Origin of the sequence: Leifsonia sp. AG29 (assembly GCF_009765225.1) — a bacterium.
Classification (GTDB): domain Bacteria; phylum Actinomycetota; class Actinomycetes; order Actinomycetales; family Microbacteriaceae; genus Leifsonia.
Window position 1 is genome coordinate 2,784,362 of record NZ_VMSF01000001.1, and the last position, 14,194, is coordinate 2,798,555.

Below are 14,194 nucleotides of genomic sequence, written 5' to 3' on the forward strand. Positions count from 1 at the left end.
TCAGGCCTCCGTCTGACGGGTGCGCGGGTCGAGGATGGCGTAGGCGATGTCGGCGATGATGTTCGCGATCAGCACCGCCAGCACGAGGACGAGGAAGATGCCCTGCATCAGCGCGTAGTCCTTCGCGTTGGTCGCGTTGAGCAGCAGCAGGCCGATGCCCGGGTAGGAGAAGACCATCTCCATCACGATGGTGCCGCTCACGATGAAGCCGAGCGCCAGGGCGAAGCTCTGGATCTGCGGGAGCACCGCGTTGCGAGCCGCGTAGCGCCACAGCACGCGCCGGTTCGGCATGCCCTTCGCCTGCGCGACGGTGATGTAGTCCTCGTCGAGCACGGTGAGCATCATGTTGCGCATGCCGAGCACCCAGCCGCCGAGCGAGACGATCACGATCGTCGCCATCGGGAGGGCCGCGTGCGAGACGACCTGGCCGATGAAGTCGCCGTTCCAGCCCGGGTCGACGCCCAGCTCGTAGGCATGCCCCGCAGGGAACCAGCCGAGGGTGGTCGAGAAGATCGCGATGAGGATGAGACCGAACCAGAAGTAGGGGATGGTCCCGAGGAAGGTCGTGATCGGCACGAGCACATCGAGCCGGCCGCCGCGCTTCCAGCCGATGACCGCGCCGAGTGCCGTGCCGATGAGGAACGACACGATGGTGGCGAAGCCGACGAGTCCGAGCGTCCACGGGAGGGCCGAGGCGATCGCGTCGCCCACGGGCGCCATGCCGGTGGAGATCGAGACGCCCAGGTTGCCGTGGAGCAGCATGTTCCAGTAGTCGAGGTACTGGTGCCAGAGCGGCACGGACGTGTCCACTCCGAACAGCAGCCGCAACGCCTTCTCTGCCTCCGGGGTCAGCTGTCCCTGGCTGCGGGCCATGTACGAGGAGACCGCGTCGCCCTTCATCATGCGCGGCAGGAAGAAGTTGATCGTGATGGCCGCCCAGAGCATGAACGCGTAGAACGCCGTGCGGCCTCCGATGAACCGCCACGGGATGCGCGCGCGGCCGCGCTCGGCGCGAGTGGCGGTCGTGCCGACGAGCGTCGGGTCGGCGGGGGTCGTCGCTTCGGCGCTCACAGCGCACCTCCTGCGGTCGGGGCGGTCAGCGCCCGGAAGTGGTTCTCCGGGTCGGGGGACGCGGCGCGGAGCTCGCGCGTGTAGGGGTCGCGCGGACGGAGGATGACGTCGTCGGCGGCCCCGTGCTCGACGATCCGGCCCTGGTTCAGCACGATGATCTCGTCGCTGAAGTGGCGGGCGGTCGCGAGGTCGTGGGTGATGTAGAGCACGCCGAGCCCCTCCTCCCGCTGGAGGTCGGCGAGGAGGTTGAGCACGCCGAGGCGGATCGACACGTCGAGCATCGACACCGGTTCGTCGGCGACGAGCAGCGCCGGCCGCGAGGCGAGCGCCCGCGCGATGGCTACGCGCTGCCGTTGGCCGCCGGAGAGCTCGTGCGGACGACGGTCGATCACGGCGTCGGCGTCGAGCCGGACGCGGTTCAGCAGGCGCCGCACCTCGGCGTCGACCTCGGCGCGCGGCACGACGCGGTCGAGCCGGAGCGGGCGCTCGATGTGGTGGCGGATCGAGTGCGAGGGGTTGAGCGAGGCGAACGGGTCCTGGAAGACCATGCGCAGCTGCTGGCGGTACCGCCGCAGCCGTTTGCCGCTCCGCGGGACCGGTGAGCCGTCGAGCAGCACCTCGCCGCGCGTCGGCGTCTCGAGCTGCGTGAGGATCTTCGCGATCGTCGACTTGCCGCTGCCCGACTGGCCCACGAGTCCGATGGTCTGGCGCGGGCCCAGCGTGAAGCTGACGTCGTCGAGCGCCTTGAGCTGCCCGGAGCCGCGGACGTTGTAGATCTTGGTGACGTTCTTGAACTCGAGCGTGGTCATCGGACGACCACTCCTCTCTCTCCCGTGAGCCGGGGAAACGACTGCAGCAGCTTCTGCGTGTACTCGTGCTGCGGGTCGGTCCAGATCTGCTCCGCCGTGGCGAGCTCGACGATCTCGCCCTCGCGCATGATCGCGATCCGGTCGCTGATCTCCAGCAGCAGCGGGAGGTCGTGGGTGATGAAGACCACCGAGAAGCCGAAATCGTGACGCAGCTGCGAGATCTGCTTGAGGATCTCGCGCTGCACGAGCACGTCGAGCGCGGTGGTGGGCTCGTCCATGACCATGAGCTGCGGACGCAGGGCGAGCGCCATGGCGATCATGACGCGCTGCCTCATGCCGCCGGAGAGTTCGTGCGGGTAGGAGCGCACCCGCTGGGCGCCCACCTTCACGATCTCGAGGAGTTCCACCACGGCGGCCTTGCGCTCGGCGCGGCTCATCCCGGGGCGGTGCACGAGGAAGACGTCCTCGAGCTGCGCGCCGATGGTCGCCACCGGATTGAGGGCGTTCATCGCGCCCTGAAAGACCATCGAGATCTTGTCCCAGCGGAAGCGGCGCATCTGCTCGGCGTCGAGCGCGTTGACGTCGACGTCCTCACCGCTCTCGTCGTGGAACACGACGCTGCCGGTGGTGATCACCGCCGGGGGCTTGAGGAGGCGCTGCACGCCGTAGGCGAGCGTCGTCTTGCCGCAGCCGCTCTCGCCGGCCAAGCCGACGATCTCGCCGCGCTTGATGTCGAGGGTGACGTTCTTGACCGCCGCGACCGGCGGGTCGACGTCGTACACGACCGAGAAGTCGCGCACGGAGAGCAGGGAGTCTGTCATCGGGGTGTCGCTTTCGTCCTGTCCGCGGATCGCCCGGGGCGGGCGCGGGCTCGAAGGAGCCTCCGCCCGCCCCGGACGGTTGAAGGGCTGACGCTTACTTGCCCGCGGGCTTCAGCTTCATCAGGACCTGAACAGCCGACGGCTGGGTCGGATCGGCGGTCGCGTACTGGTCCTGCTCGCTCGGCCAGCCGGTGAACTTCCGGGTGTTGTACTGGGCCAGCTGCGGGTGGGTGCCGATCGCGATCGCCGGGACCTGCTCGACGAAGATCTTCTGCAGCTTCTCGAGAGCGGCCGAACGGGCGCTGTCGTCGGACGCCGCGGCGTACTCCTTGAGCAGGGCGGTCGCCTCCGGGTTGTTGTAGCGCCCGAAGTTATCCGAGACCTTGCCGTCGGCGGCCTGGTCGAGGTAGCTGCCGTTCATGACGTCGTCGTAGATGTGCCACGGGTTCGAGCCCGAGCCGGTCCAGTGGAGGGCGGCGTCGAAGTTGCCCGAGGCGACGTTGGCGAACCAGGTGTCGGCGTCCGGCGTGGCGACCTTGGCGTCGGCACCGAGCGTGGTCTTGATCTGCGTGGCGACCAGCTGGATGCCGGTGACGTAGTCGTTCCAGCCCTGCGGGTCCTGCAGGGTGAACGAGACCGGCTTGCCCGACGGATCCGTCAGGGCGCCGTTGTTCCAGGTGTAGCCCGCGTCGCTGAGCACCTTCTTGGCGCCGTCGACGTCGATCTTGAAGGTCTGGTCCTTGTACTCGGAGGCGATGTACTGGTCACCCGTCGGCTGCGGGATGCCGGTCACGTTGGTGAGCTCGGGGCCGGCGTTGCCCCGGGCCTTCTCGGCGTGCGCCTTGCGGTCGACGACCATGTTGACCGCCTTGCGGAACGCGACGTCGTTGAAGGGGGCCTTGGTGGTGTTGACGACGATCATGTCCGGGCTGAGGACGTTGGCGCCCCAGAAGACGTTGTGCTTCGGGTCCTTGTCGACGTAGTTCTTCTTGTAGTCGGTGATGAAGATCTGAGCCCAGTCGGTCTCGCCGCTCTGCAGAGCGCGCAGCAGGCCGGTGTTGTCGTTGTACTCGAGGTACTTGAGCTGGGCCACCGGCACCTTGCCGCCCCAGTAGTCGGTGCGCGCGTTCAGCACGACGCCCTGCGACGAGAAGCTCTTGATCGTGTACGGGCCGGTGCCGACCGCGTTCTTGACCGCGTCCTTGGTGGGGTCGGAGATGCCCTTCCACAGGTGCTCGGGGACCATCGCGACCTGGAGCACGTCGCCCTGCTTGACGAACTTCGACTCGCCGAACGTGAGGACGACGTTGTCCCCGTCCTTCTTGATGTCGGAGAGCTTGAGGCCGCCGAGGTCGAGCGCCGGGGTGTTCTTGATGAGGGTGTACGTGAAGACGATGTCGTCGGCGGTGAACGGCTTGCCGTCGCTCCACTTGACGCCCTTGCGCGGGGTGACCGTCAGCTGCGTGTAGTCGGAGTTCCACTCGACCTTCGACGCGAGCCACGGGGTGGTCTCGTTCTTGCCGACCGGGTTCACGATCGCGAGGGGCTCGTAGATCATCCGGTCGTAGCCGAGCGACATGCCGGAGCCGGTCGTGATGAAGGGGTTGTTGATCTCGGTCGCCAGGATGGCCGCGCCATCCGGCTTCGCCACGGTGAGCGACCCGCTCGAACCGCTCGCGGCGGCCGACCCGCTCGACGAGCAGCCCGTCAGCGCCAGGGCGCTCATGGCCGCGATCGCGGATGCCGTGATCAGGTATTTCCTAAGCCTCATTGCTTCTCCTTCGTGGCGGACACATGCGGCGTGCCCTGGGTGGTGCTGCGGAATTGCGGTGCCTTGCTTACCCGTCAGAAAGTGACGAGCTGGTGTGAGGTTACTGGCTGGTAAGCTCGCACGCAACCAGCCCGAGTGAGAAGCACCACGGAAGAGCCCATGAGCAGCGGCACCACCCACCCGCGCCCCGAGACGGAGCGCAAGCGCAAGGAGATCCTGCAGGCAGCGATCGAGACGTTCGGGACGAAGGGCTCCGTGAACGGGACGCTCGCCGACGTCGCCGAGCAGGTGGGCATGACCCATGCAGGCGTCCTCCACCACTTCGGATCGAAGCAGAACCTGCTGCTCGAGATGCTCGAGTTCCGCGACCGCGACGACGTCGCGCACCTCGCCAGACGCCGCATCCCTGACGGCCCGGCCCTGTTCGCGCACCTGGTCGCCACCGCGCAGCGCAACGCCCTGCGCCCCGGGATCGTGCAGGTCTACACCGTGCTCTCCGCGGAGTCCGTCACGGACGACCACCCGGCGAAGAGCTTCTTCGAGGACCGGTACCGCGTGCTCCGCGGCGAGGTCGACGCCGCCTTTCGGGAGCTCTGCGCCCAGGAGGACGTGACGGACACTGCTGCGATCGAGAAGGCATCGGCGTCGATCCTGGCCGTCATGGACGGCCTGCAACTCCAGTGGCTGCTCGACCCCACGGCGGTCGACCTCGCTGAGGCGAGCGAATTCGCCATCCAGGCGATCGTGAACGGCGTTCTGCACCCGGGCCCGGGACTGTCTTCGTACCTTCCCGACGCCCGATCGGCGAGTGGCGGATCAACCGCCTCCTGAACCTCACCGACCGCTCACGTCGGTCTGACGGTCCGCCGGATCCGCCGGGCGACCAGGAGCCACACCGCCCCGCTCGCCGCCATGAAGAGCAGCGTGAAGGCGATGACGAGGAGGCCGCGCACCGCCGCCGGCCACGACACCGTGTCCATGAGACCGACGAACCCGTCGTAACCGCCGTGCGCGACCACCACCCCGAGGAACGCCAGCACGGCGCCGACCGTCAGCCGGAATCGGCCGGCGCGCGCCCCTGCGAACACCGCCGCGGCGAGGACCGCGGTGAAGACGGGGTGGAGGAACGGCCCGGTGATCTCGCGCATGACCGTCACCTGGATGAAGGAGCCCAACCCGTTGCCCTTGGCGGCCTCTCCCCGCGCATAAGCCTCGAGGAGGTAGCCGAGGTTCTCGACGACGCTGAAGCCGAGCCCCACCGCCCCGCCGACGAAGAGGCCGACGCGCGCGTCCTTCACGGGAAGCCGGAGCGAGAGGAGCACGACCGCCGCGATCTTGACCGTCTCCTCCACCACCCCGGCCAGGAGGAGCGCGAGCTCGCTCGGGTGCGTGGCGGTCCCTCCTCCCAGCACGTCGATGAGCGAGTTCACCGGACCGGCGATGAGCGTCGCGGCCAGTCCGCCGAGGGCACCGATGAGCAGCATGCGCGGCGCCGAGAGCCCGTCATCGACTCGCAGCTTGTACGACATGGTGTAGAGGAGAGCGAGTGCGGTGGTGGCCGCTCCGGTCAGCAGCAGGAACGGCGAGAGCACCGCAACCTTGTCGTGCATGGCAGGAGGCGCGATCGCGGACAGGAGGAAGCCGGTGGCGAAGAGCCAGACCCAGATGCCGGCGCTGCCCGCCACGATGATCCAGGCCCCGAACCGGCCGAGCCAGCGACGCGCCGGACGGGGCGGCCGCACGGGCTGCACCGGGACGACCGGGTAGGTGTAGGCGGTCCACTGCACGCCGCTCCACCAGCGGACGAACCGCGCGTCCTGCGGATCGGGGTACCAGCCGCTCGGCGGCGTCAGGGGCGGGGCGTAGGTCACCTCGTCAGCATAGGAACTCCCGGCTTTCAGCGACTCACCCCAGAACGCGCCACAGAGCGCGGACCCGGCATTGGCCCGCGATGCGCCATAATCACGAACGATGTCGACTCTTCCGCCGCCCCCGCCCGAGCCGCCGGTCCATCCGGAGGGATCCTGGCCTCCGCCGCAGCCGGCGCAATACGCGGCGCCCGCCTACCCCGCGCCCGGTCAGCCGGCGCAGGCGTATCCTCCTCCCCCTTACCCCTACCCGGCCCCGCCCCGCACCAATACGCTCGCTCTGATCGGGTTCATCGGTTCGTTCTTCGTCAGTCTGGTCGGAATCATCTGCGGGCACCTGGCGCTCAGCCAGATCCGGAGGACCGGTGAGGGCGGCCGCGGGCTCGCGCTCGCCGGGCTCATCATCGGCTACGTCTCTGTGACGCTGGGCCTCCTCGTCGCGGTCTTCGTCATCCTCGTTGCGGCGATCGGGGCTGCCAGCGGCTCCTCGGGCGCAGTCGTCCCGCGGAGCGCCCCCGTCTCGAGCGACGACACCGCGACGGTCTCGAGCATGACCACCGCGCTGGGGTCCTCGCTCGACTCGATCGGCTCCTCGATGGTGGGATCGCCCGGATCGGCGCGGGACGAGCTGAGTGCCGCGTCGGAGGCGTTCAAGACGAGCGAGACGAACATCCGGGATTACTCTCTGCAGAGCGATGCGCAGACGGTCTCCGAAGACCTCGACTACTTCAGCGGCGACCTCGCGGATTACCAGTACGCGAGCGCCGGCAGTCGCGATGCGTCGCAGATCAAGACCGACCTCGCCCAGCTGAAGGACGACCTCCAGACGCTCACCGACGACGTGCGCTGAGGTCGAGGCTCGAACCCTCCCCTGCGAGCGTTCGGATATAGCCAGAGAGGCTTGTTCGAGAGCACCATGTAGCCGCCGCCGGCGGAACGCACGACGGCCCGCGGGGCAGCACGAAGAGGATCCCAGTCGCCCCTGCGGCGGCTGATCGGGAGGAGCCTCTCATGACCGAACCATCCACACGGGCGCGCCACGAAGGGGCGCCCCGCGTCGACCTCGCCGACATCGTAGCGGGGCGCGTCAACCACGAGCCCGAGACCGCCGCCACCGCGGTCGCCCGCTTCCACGACCCCGAGCTCGAGTGGCGCCGGCTGTTCTCCGAGGTCTTCGGGACCTTCCTCCTCGTCCTCGCCGCTGCGGGCGGCGGGATGATGGGCGCGCTCTTCCCGGGCTCGGTGTCCCGCGCCGCGGCCGTGACGGCGCCCGCCCTCACCGTGCTCGCGGTGATCCTCTTCATGGGGAAGGTCTCCGGCGCCCACCTGAACCCCGCGGTGTCCGTGGCGTTCGCACTCCGCGGCGACTTCCCCTGGATCCGGGTCCCCGGCTACATCGTCGCGCAGCTGCTCGGCGCGACTCTGGCCGCCGGGCTCCTCCGCGTGGTCCTGGGCGTCTCCGCCTCGAACGGCTCGAACTACCCCACGTCCGCCCTGCCGGAGTGGGCGTCGCTGGTGATGGAGCTGGTGCTCACCTTCGGCCTGGTCTCCGTCATCCTGGGCACCGCCTCCGGGGCTCAGAACATCGGCACCGTCGGAGCGTTCGGCGTCGGCGGCTACATCGCGCTGGCGGGGCTCTGGGGCTCTCCCGTCTCGGGCGCGTCGATGAATCCCGCCCGGACCTTCGGGCCCGACCTGATCTCGGCCGACTTCCGCGGCTACTGGATCTATATCCTCGGGCCGCTGGCAGGGGCGATCCTCGCGGTCATCACGGCTTATGCGCTGCGCGGTCGCGGAGGGGGCCGCTCCGGATCGGAGGCGGCGCAGGGCGCGATCGACACCCAGGTGGCGCGGCCGGACAAATCCTGAGGACGTGCCGGGCGAGACCCGCGCGTCGGACAGGGACGCCGGGTTACGCCTCCTGCTCCTTGCGGGCGCGGAAGGCGATCATGTTGACGCGGTTCCCGCAGCGCACGCTGCAGAAGCGCTTGGAGCCGTTGCGGGAGAGGTCGAGCAGGAGCCCGTCGCAGTCGTCCGCGGCGCACACCCGGAGGCGCCCGGTCTCGCCGGAGCGGATGACGTCGACGAGGGCGAGCGCGATCTCGACCCGGATGCGCTCGGCGAGCGGGGCGTCCTGCGCGGTCGCGTGCAGGTGCCAGTCGAAGCCGTCATGCCGCATGAGGTACGGGAGCGCCCGCGCCTCCGCGAGCATCGCGTTGACCTCGAGGGCGGCGGCGTCCCGATCGAGCGTCCAGGCCTTGTGGAGGCGCCCCCGCGTCTCGATGACGTCGCGCAGCTCCCGCTCATCGCCGTCGACCCGTCCGGAGTAGCGGTTCTCGGTGAGCAGCGCCAGGAGCTGCTCCGGGGTCGCGAGCTCGTCCTCCCCGCTCCGCGAGGCGCCCGGCGCCGTGTTGCACAGCACCACGGCGAACTCCAGAGCATCCACCGTGTCAGGGGCAAAATGCAAGTTGACTCCTTACTCCGAGCGGCGGTAGCGTCAGGACCATCATCCCGCTCGACCCTGACAGGTGACCCCATGACCCACCGGCACCCGGCGACGCTCGGCCTCCTCATCGCTGTGCTCGCCGCCGCGACGTTCGGCATGTCGGGTGCGTTCATCAAGCCGCTCCTGGAGAGCGGCTGGTCGCCCGTCGCCGCGGTCACCGCCCGCGCCCTCATCGGCGGCCTCGTCCTGCTCCCCGTCGCGCTGCTGTCGCTGCGTGGCCGGTGGGCGGCCGTCTGGAGGGGGCGCTGGCGGCTGCTGGGGATGGCTCTCGTCGGCGTCGCCGGCACCCAGGTGCTGTACTTCGGCGCCATCCAGCGCATCCCGGTCAGCACGGGGATCCTCGTCGAGTACCTCGCACCGGTGCTCCTGGTCGGGCTCGTCTGGGCACGCACACGCCGGGTTCCTCGCGCGGTCGTCCTCGTGGGCTCGGTTGTCGCGATGGTCGGGCTGGTAATGGTCGTGGCGCCCGGAAGCGGAGTCGCCCTCGATCCGCTCGGGCTCCTTCTGGCCGTTCTCGCCATGACGGGGTGCGCGGCGTTCTACGTCATCGCGGCGCGGCCGAGCGACGGCCTGCCTCCCGTCGCACTCGCTTCCGGCGGCCTGCTGGTCGGTGCCCTGGCGCTGGCGGCCGTAGCCGCGACCGGCCTGCTTCCGGTCACGGTCAGCTTCTCGGACGTTCCCCTGTTCGGGCAGTCGGTGTCCTGGTGGGTGCCTCTGGCCATCGTGGGCGTCTTCGCGACGGCGATCGCGTACGCGGCGAGCATCACGGCGACCGAGCTGCTCGGATCCCGGCTCGCCTCGTTCACCGGGCTCCTGGAGGTGGTGGCTGCGACCGTCTACGCCTGGCTGCTGCTCGGCGAACGGCTTGGCCCGCTCCAGCTCCTCGGCGGGGTGCTCATCGTCGGCGGCATCGCCCTGGTGAGAGCCGAACGCCCGGAGGCCGAGGCGCTCGAGGACGCCGATCCCGTGGCTCCGGCGCGCGCGAAGGTGTGACGCATCGCCTCCGAATAGCATGGCCGGATGATCCGCACGCGTCTCTACCGCGGCGGCGAGCTCGTCCTCTCGGACTACCCCCTCGCCGACGTCTCCGACTACATCGAGGACGATGAGGCCACGATCTGGGTCGACTTCCTCGACCCGACCCTGGCGGACCTCGCCGCGCTCGAGGAGGAGCTCAGCCTCCACCCCCTGGCCGTCGAGGACGCCGTGCACGAGCATCAGCGCCCGAAGCTCGACAAGTACGACTCGCACCTCTTCCTCTCCGCGTACGGCGTCTCGCTCGACGAGGCGACCGGGGAGCTCTCGACCCGCGAGGTCAAGGCGTTCATCACGCCGCGCGCGCTCGTCACGGTGCACGGCGAGGAGTTCGACATCGGCGCCGTCGAGGCCCACTGGGACAAGCAGCCGGACCTGATGTCGCGCGGCGTCTCCTTCCTCCTCTGGGGCCTTCTCGACACCGTGGTCGACGGCCACTTCGAGGCGGTGCAGCAGCTCGACACGGCGATCGACACCCTCGAGGACGACCTCTTCGACTCCGGGCCCCGCGGCCTGGACATCCAACGCAGGTCGTACGAGCTGCGGAAGTCGCTCGTCCTCCTGCGCCGGGCGGTCCTCCCGATGCGGGAGGTCGTCAACACCTTGATGCGCCGCGACCTCGAGGCGATCGACCCCACGATGACGCCCTACTTCCAGGACGTCTACGACCACGTCCTCCGCGCCACCGAGTGGACCGAGTCCCTCCGCGACCTGGTCACGAGCATTCTCGACACGAACGTCGGGCTGCAGGGCAATCGCATGAACCTCGTCATGAAGAAGGTCACCAGCTGGGCCGCGATCATCGCGGTGCCGACGGCGATCACCGGTTTCTACGGGCAGAACGTGCCGTATCCGGGGTTCTCGACGGTCTGGGGCTTCTGGACCTCGAGCGCCCTGATCGTCGGCATCTCGGTCGCGCTCTACGCCGCCTTCCGGCGCAACGACTGGCTCTAGCCGGCAGACGCGGCGAAGCCGTTCAGCGGCGGAGAAGGCGCAAAGCCGCGACAGGGCAGAGCGCGACGGCATCCTCTGCAGCGTCGAGCTCGTCCGACCGGAGCGGGACGTCGGAGCGCAACGCCTCGTCGCCGCGCACCGCCACCGGGTAGCCCCAGTCGTCGCGCCGGATGGCGTGGTCGAGGATCTCGGCGCACAGGCCGCGGCCCTCGCACCGTGTCCAGTCGATGTGCAGGAGGGACGGAGCGGCCTTCACCGGGCGCTCCGCGTGCAGCGCCCGGAGGCGTGGGCCCGCATGTCCGCGCCGAACACCTGGACCGCGCTCCGCACCAGCCTGACCGTGCCGTCCGGGTGGTGGCACGCGCCGCGACCCACGACGAGGTCCGACACGCGCTTGAGCTCGGCGGAGTTCGCCTTCACCTCGGACCCCGTAGCGATGGAGGCGAGACGCGCCGCCATCGTCGGGAGGCCGAACATGCACGGTCCGCACTGGCGGGCGGACTGGCCCGCGAGGTAGTCGACGATCTCCGCCGTCGCGGCGAGCCCGCAGCGGTGCGAACCGAGGACGTGGAGGATGCCCGCACCGGGCTGCGCACCGAACGGATCCAGCGCGCGCTTGGTCAGCGCGGTGCCGAACGACCGCGCCGGCACCCACGCGCCGTGGTACCCGCCGACGAGCACCGCCGCGGCCGTGGAGAGGTCGAGTCCGACGACGCGGAGCACATCCTCGAGGACCGCGTCGGTGCGCACCTCGTAGACGCCCTCCTGGGGCACGTCGCCGCTCACCGACACGAGGCGGGTGCCCGGATCCTCCGGGTCGCCGACCTCGCGGAACCAGGCCGCGCCGTAGCGGGCGACGAGGGCGAGGTGGGCGAGGGTCTCGACGTTCTGCACGACCGTGGGACGCCCCTTCAGCCCCGACTCGGTCAGTCGCTTGGTGTGATCCCTCGGCCGGGGGTCGGCGTTCTCGATGGTGTTCACGATCGCACTGGCCTCGCCCGCGACGAAGCCGTCCCCCGCCTCCACCAGCTCGATCGGGTTGGCATCGGTGCGCTCATCGATGGCCCGCTGGACGAACGGCAGGGAGGCGCGGTCCGCGACCAGCAGCACGTTCCGCGCGCCGATGGTGCGGGCGGCGGTGAGCAGTCCGTCGATGACGAGGTGCGGCGCATTCCGCAGCAGGACCGCGTCCTTTCCGCTGAGGGGCTCCCCCTCCGATCCGTTCGCGATGACGATCGGAGCACGCGACCGCCCGCGACGCGTCCCGGAGTCGACCGCCGCGGAGAGCTTCGTCGCGATCGGGAACCCGGCGCCGCCGCGGCCGGTCAGCCCCGACTTCTGGAGTTCGGTCAGCATGGCGCCCGGATTGCGCTTCGGGAGCGCCCCGAAGGTGCGGACGTGCGACTCGAAATCGGCGTCGGCGCCGGCCGACAGGAGCCTGCGCTCCGTCGCCGCCGGCCCGGTCGTGCCTCGTGCGGAAGGGTTCATGGTGATCGTCATGCGCCGTCCTTGAATCCTGCGGCGGAGCGCCGCGTGCGGGAGTGCTCGAGATAGCCGGACGACAGCCTCCACGCCACGGCCGCTACGACCAGGACACCGGACGCCGCCGTGAGCAGGAGGAACCATCGGCTCGTGCCGTTGGTGCCGTTGCCGATCGCGTGGAGGACCGCGATCGGCCACATCGCATAGGTGAACCAGTGGACGAAGCGGAAGGCGCGCTGGCCGATCCGGCGCCGCAGCAGCGCGGTGATGACGATCGCCACGATGAGGTCGAAGGCCACCGTGCCGAGACCCTGCCAGAACGGCTTGAACGAGCCGGCGAAGGGCACGACCACATCGAGGAGGGACAGCTTGGCGTACGAGTCGAACATCAGGGTCCCGATATGCAGGACGAGGAAGACCACCGCCAGCAGCGACACGTTCCGGTGGAGGAGCGAGACCGAGAACCGCGGCATCCCCGGCAGGGGGCGGCCCGACCGCGTGACGATGCCGAGCACGAGCGTCACCGTGAACAGCAGCAGCGCGATCAGGCCGGAAGCCCGGCCGAACGCCCAGAGCACCTCATCCATCGCGGTCCCTCCCTCTCCTCGTCGTCGTGCGCGTCAGGAGCCGGAGCTCTGCCCGCTGACCGAGCCTCCCTGGCTGGGCTGGACGGGAGCGGGAGCCGGGGCGGGCGCCGGGGCTGCCGGCGCGGGCGCCGGCACAGCGGGCGCCGGAGCCGGAGCCGCCGAGGACGGTGACTCGCTGGGGCTCGGCGCGGCCGACGTCGGCGCGGGGGACGGGTTGACCGTCGCCGGGGCGGTGGGCGCCACGGATGCCGGGGCGGCCGCGTGCTTCGTAGGCGTGCTCGCGAAGAGAACCCCCGACGCGAGCCCGGCGCCCGCCACGCTGACCACGCCGACGAGGCCAGTCGTCCATCCCACTACCCGCTTGCCGCGCATCCAGGTCGTCATCCCGCCTCCGATCGATCAGTCGTTCCCTGTCTGCCTTTCACACTTCCCGCGAATTCTTGCCGGATTCTTACACGACGTGGGTATCGCCTGATGATCCCCAAGCATTCCCCGAGGAATCCCTCTACGCGCGTACAGAATGCGGACACGCGATCGCCGCTGCGAGCGCCTGCGGGACTTTGCCTCCTCAGTTCTCGGCGCGCGACTCGGCGCGGGACCGCCGGCGCATCGCCACGAGCCGGATGAGGAGGGGCACGACCGAGATGACGACGATCCCGATCAGCACGAGGTCGAGGTACGACGAGACGAACTGCGCCACCCCGGGGACCTGGCCGAGTCCGTAACCGATCAGCACGACCGCGGTGGCCCAGATCGCGGCGCCGACGATGTTGTAGACGGTGAAGTGCAGCCAGCGCATCTTCCCGACGCCCGCCGCGACCGGCGCGAGCGTGCGGATCACGGCGATGAACCGGGCGATCATGACCGCTGCGCCGCCGAAGCGGTCGAAGAAGCCCTGCGTGCGCGCGACGCTCGCGCGGCTGAAGAGGCCCGCCTCCTTGCGTTCGAACACGGCGGGACCGGCGCGGCGCCCGATCACGTAGCCCACCTGATCCCCCAGCGCCGCGGCGATGACGACGGCGACGATGATCAGCCACAGCGGCTGCGGGAACGCGCCCGTCAGGGCGAGGACACCCGTGAAGAACAAGAGGGTGTCGCCCGGCAGGAAGAAGCCGACCAGCAGCCCCGTCTCGACGAACACGGCAGCACAGACGGCGAGCAGCGCCCACGGGCCGGCTGCCTGAATGAGTCCTTGCGGGTCGAGGAACCCGAGATGCGCGATCACTCGCGTCACCGTACGCCTCCTCCCTGGCAGCCCGAGTCGGGGGATGGAGCGGCGGCGGCACGCCG

General features: G+C 69.8%; 16 protein-coding genes. 5 read left to right on the plus strand and 11 right to left on the minus strand.

Annotated features, from left to right (window positions below; all coding sequences use genetic code 11):
- The 4 genes from FPT20_RS13515 to FPT20_RS13530 all read right to left on the minus strand — a co-directional run bounded on the left by FPT20_RS13515 (window position 1) and on the right by FPT20_RS13530 (window position 4,472).
- Entirely contained in the window at window positions 1-1,071 is a 1,071-nt protein-coding gene (locus tag FPT20_RS13515) for an ABC transporter permease (protein ID WP_233265527.1), read from the minus strand.
- Complete coding sequence (locus FPT20_RS13520) at window positions 1,068-1,880, minus strand: ABC transporter ATP-binding protein (RefSeq protein WP_158866091.1); 813 nt, start codon at window positions 1,878-1,880, stop codon at window positions 1,068-1,070. The genes FPT20_RS13515 and FPT20_RS13520 overlap by 4 nt, the downstream gene beginning before the upstream one ends.
- The gene (locus FPT20_RS13525) at window positions 1,877-2,701 is read right to left on the minus strand and encodes an ABC transporter ATP-binding protein (RefSeq protein ID WP_158866093.1); all 825 of its coding nucleotides are present in this window, start codon (window positions 2,699-2,701) and stop codon (window positions 1,877-1,879) included. Before FPT20_RS13525 ends, FPT20_RS13520 begins: the two co-directional genes overlap by 4 nt.
- Before the next feature lie 94 nt (window positions 2,702-2,795).
- Window positions 2,796-4,472, minus strand: a complete 1,677-nt coding sequence (locus FPT20_RS13530) for an ABC transporter substrate-binding protein (RefSeq protein WP_158866095.1) — start codon at window positions 4,470-4,472, stop codon at window positions 2,796-2,798.
- 159 nt (window positions 4,473-4,631) lie between these two features.
- Between FPT20_RS13530 and FPT20_RS13535 the strand changes: the two genes are divergently transcribed.
- Window positions 4,632-5,303, plus strand: a complete 672-nt coding sequence (locus tag FPT20_RS13535; protein WP_158866098.1) for a TetR/AcrR family transcriptional regulator — start codon at window positions 4,632-4,634, stop codon at window positions 5,301-5,303.
- A gap of 14 nt (window positions 5,304-5,317) precedes the next feature.
- Here the strand turns inward: FPT20_RS13535 and FPT20_RS13540 are convergent, their stop codons facing one another.
- Window positions 5,318-6,343 (minus strand): PrsW family glutamic-type intramembrane protease, encoded by a 1,026-nt coding sequence (locus tag FPT20_RS13540; protein WP_233265528.1) that lies wholly within the window; start codon window positions 6,341-6,343, stop codon window positions 5,318-5,320.
- Between the two features lie 100 nt (window positions 6,344-6,443).
- Between FPT20_RS13540 and FPT20_RS13545 the strand changes: the two genes are divergently transcribed.
- Both FPT20_RS13545 and FPT20_RS13550 read left to right on the plus strand, forming a co-directional pair.
- Window positions 6,444-7,190: a DUF4190 domain-containing protein gene (locus FPT20_RS13545; protein WP_158866100.1), complete on the plus strand. Its 747-nt coding sequence runs from the start codon at window positions 6,444-6,446 to the stop codon at window positions 7,188-7,190.
- A 161-nt stretch (window positions 7,191-7,351) separates the two neighbouring features.
- Entirely contained in the window at window positions 7,352-8,209 is an 858-nt protein-coding gene (locus FPT20_RS13550; RefSeq protein WP_158866102.1) for an MIP/aquaporin family protein, read from the plus strand.
- A 43-nt stretch (window positions 8,210-8,252) separates the two neighbouring features.
- Here FPT20_RS13550 and FPT20_RS13555 read toward each other — a convergent pair whose 3' ends face one another.
- Window positions 8,253-8,807 carry a CGNR zinc finger domain-containing protein gene (locus FPT20_RS13555; RefSeq protein ID WP_199245790.1) on the minus strand — a complete coding sequence of 185 codons (555 nt, stop codon included), beginning with the start codon at window positions 8,805-8,807 and terminating at the stop codon, window positions 8,253-8,255.
- Between the two features lie 69 nt (window positions 8,808-8,876).
- On the opposite strand from FPT20_RS13555, the gene FPT20_RS13560 reads away from it, so the two are divergent.
- Window positions 8,877-9,839 carry a DMT family transporter gene (locus FPT20_RS13560; protein WP_158866104.1) on the plus strand — a complete coding sequence of 321 codons (963 nt, stop codon included), beginning with the start codon at window positions 8,877-8,879 and terminating at the stop codon, window positions 9,837-9,839.
- Window positions 9,840-9,866: 27 nt separating this feature from the next.
- Entirely contained in the window at window positions 9,867-10,835 is a 969-nt protein-coding gene (locus FPT20_RS13565) for a magnesium transporter CorA family protein (protein WP_158866107.1), read from the plus strand.
- Window positions 10,836-10,857: 22 nt separating this feature from the next.
- Here the strand turns inward: FPT20_RS13565 and FPT20_RS13570 are convergent, their stop codons facing one another.
- The 5 genes from FPT20_RS13570 to FPT20_RS13590 all read right to left on the minus strand — a co-directional run bounded on the left by FPT20_RS13570 (window position 10,858) and on the right by FPT20_RS13590 (window position 14,138).
- Complete coding sequence (locus FPT20_RS13570; RefSeq protein WP_158866109.1) at window positions 10,858-11,091, minus strand: ferredoxin; 234 nt, start codon at window positions 11,089-11,091, stop codon at window positions 10,858-10,860.
- Window positions 11,088-12,335 (minus strand): NADH-ubiquinone oxidoreductase-F iron-sulfur binding region domain-containing protein, encoded by a 1,248-nt coding sequence (locus FPT20_RS13575; protein ID WP_158866111.1) that lies wholly within the window; start codon window positions 12,333-12,335, stop codon window positions 11,088-11,090. Before FPT20_RS13575 ends, FPT20_RS13570 begins: the two co-directional genes overlap by 4 nt.
- Complete coding sequence (locus FPT20_RS13580; RefSeq protein WP_158866113.1) at window positions 12,332-12,904, minus strand: ferric reductase-like transmembrane domain-containing protein; 573 nt, start codon at window positions 12,902-12,904, stop codon at window positions 12,332-12,334. Before FPT20_RS13580 ends, FPT20_RS13575 begins: the two co-directional genes overlap by 4 nt.
- Window positions 12,905-12,937: 33 nt before the next feature.
- Window positions 12,938-13,288, minus strand: a complete 351-nt coding sequence (locus tag FPT20_RS17865) for a hypothetical protein (RefSeq protein WP_199245792.1) — start codon at window positions 13,286-13,288, stop codon at window positions 12,938-12,940.
- Between the two features lie 184 nt (window positions 13,289-13,472).
- Window positions 13,473-14,138 (minus strand): DedA family protein, encoded by a 666-nt coding sequence (locus FPT20_RS13590; RefSeq protein ID WP_158866115.1) that lies wholly within the window; start codon window positions 14,136-14,138, stop codon window positions 13,473-13,475.
- Window positions 14,139-14,194: the final 56 nt, after the last annotated feature.

What these genes read in the sequence shown, in the direction of transcription:
- FPT20_RS13520 (WP_158866091.1), bottom strand. Translation starts at nt 1,880, where the DNA reads ATGACCACGCTCGAGTTCAAGAACGTCACCAAGATCTACAACGTCCGC.
- FPT20_RS13525 (WP_158866093.1), bottom strand. Translation starts at nt 2,701, where the DNA reads ATGACAGACTCCCTGCTCTCCGTGCGCGACTTCTCGGTCGTGTACGAC.
- FPT20_RS13530 (WP_158866095.1), bottom strand. Translation starts at nt 4,472, where the DNA reads ATGAGGCTTAGGAAATACCTGATCACGGCATCCGCGATCGCGGCCATG.
- FPT20_RS13535 (WP_158866098.1), top strand. Translation starts at nt 4,632, where the DNA reads ATGAGCAGCGGCACCACCCACCCGCGCCCCGAGACGGAGCGCAAGCGC.
- FPT20_RS13545 (WP_158866100.1), top strand. Translation starts at nt 6,444, where the DNA reads ATGTCGACTCTTCCGCCGCCCCCGCCCGAGCCGCCGGTCCATCCGGAG.
- FPT20_RS13550 (WP_158866102.1), top strand. Translation starts at nt 7,352, where the DNA reads ATGACCGAACCATCCACACGGGCGCGCCACGAAGGGGCGCCCCGCGTC.
- FPT20_RS13560 (WP_158866104.1), top strand. Translation starts at nt 8,877, where the DNA reads ATGACCCACCGGCACCCGGCGACGCTCGGCCTCCTCATCGCTGTGCTC.
- FPT20_RS13565 (WP_158866107.1), top strand. Translation starts at nt 9,867, where the DNA reads ATGATCCGCACGCGTCTCTACCGCGGCGGCGAGCTCGTCCTCTCGGAC.
- FPT20_RS13575 (WP_158866111.1), bottom strand. Translation starts at nt 12,335, where the DNA reads ATGACGATCACCATGAACCCTTCCGCACGAGGCACGACCGGGCCGGCG.
- FPT20_RS13580 (WP_158866113.1), bottom strand. Translation starts at nt 12,904, where the DNA reads ATGGATGAGGTGCTCTGGGCGTTCGGCCGGGCTTCCGGCCTGATCGCG.
- FPT20_RS17865 (WP_199245792.1), bottom strand. Translation starts at nt 13,288, where the DNA reads ATGACGACCTGGATGCGCGGCAAGCGGGTAGTGGGATGGACGACTGGC.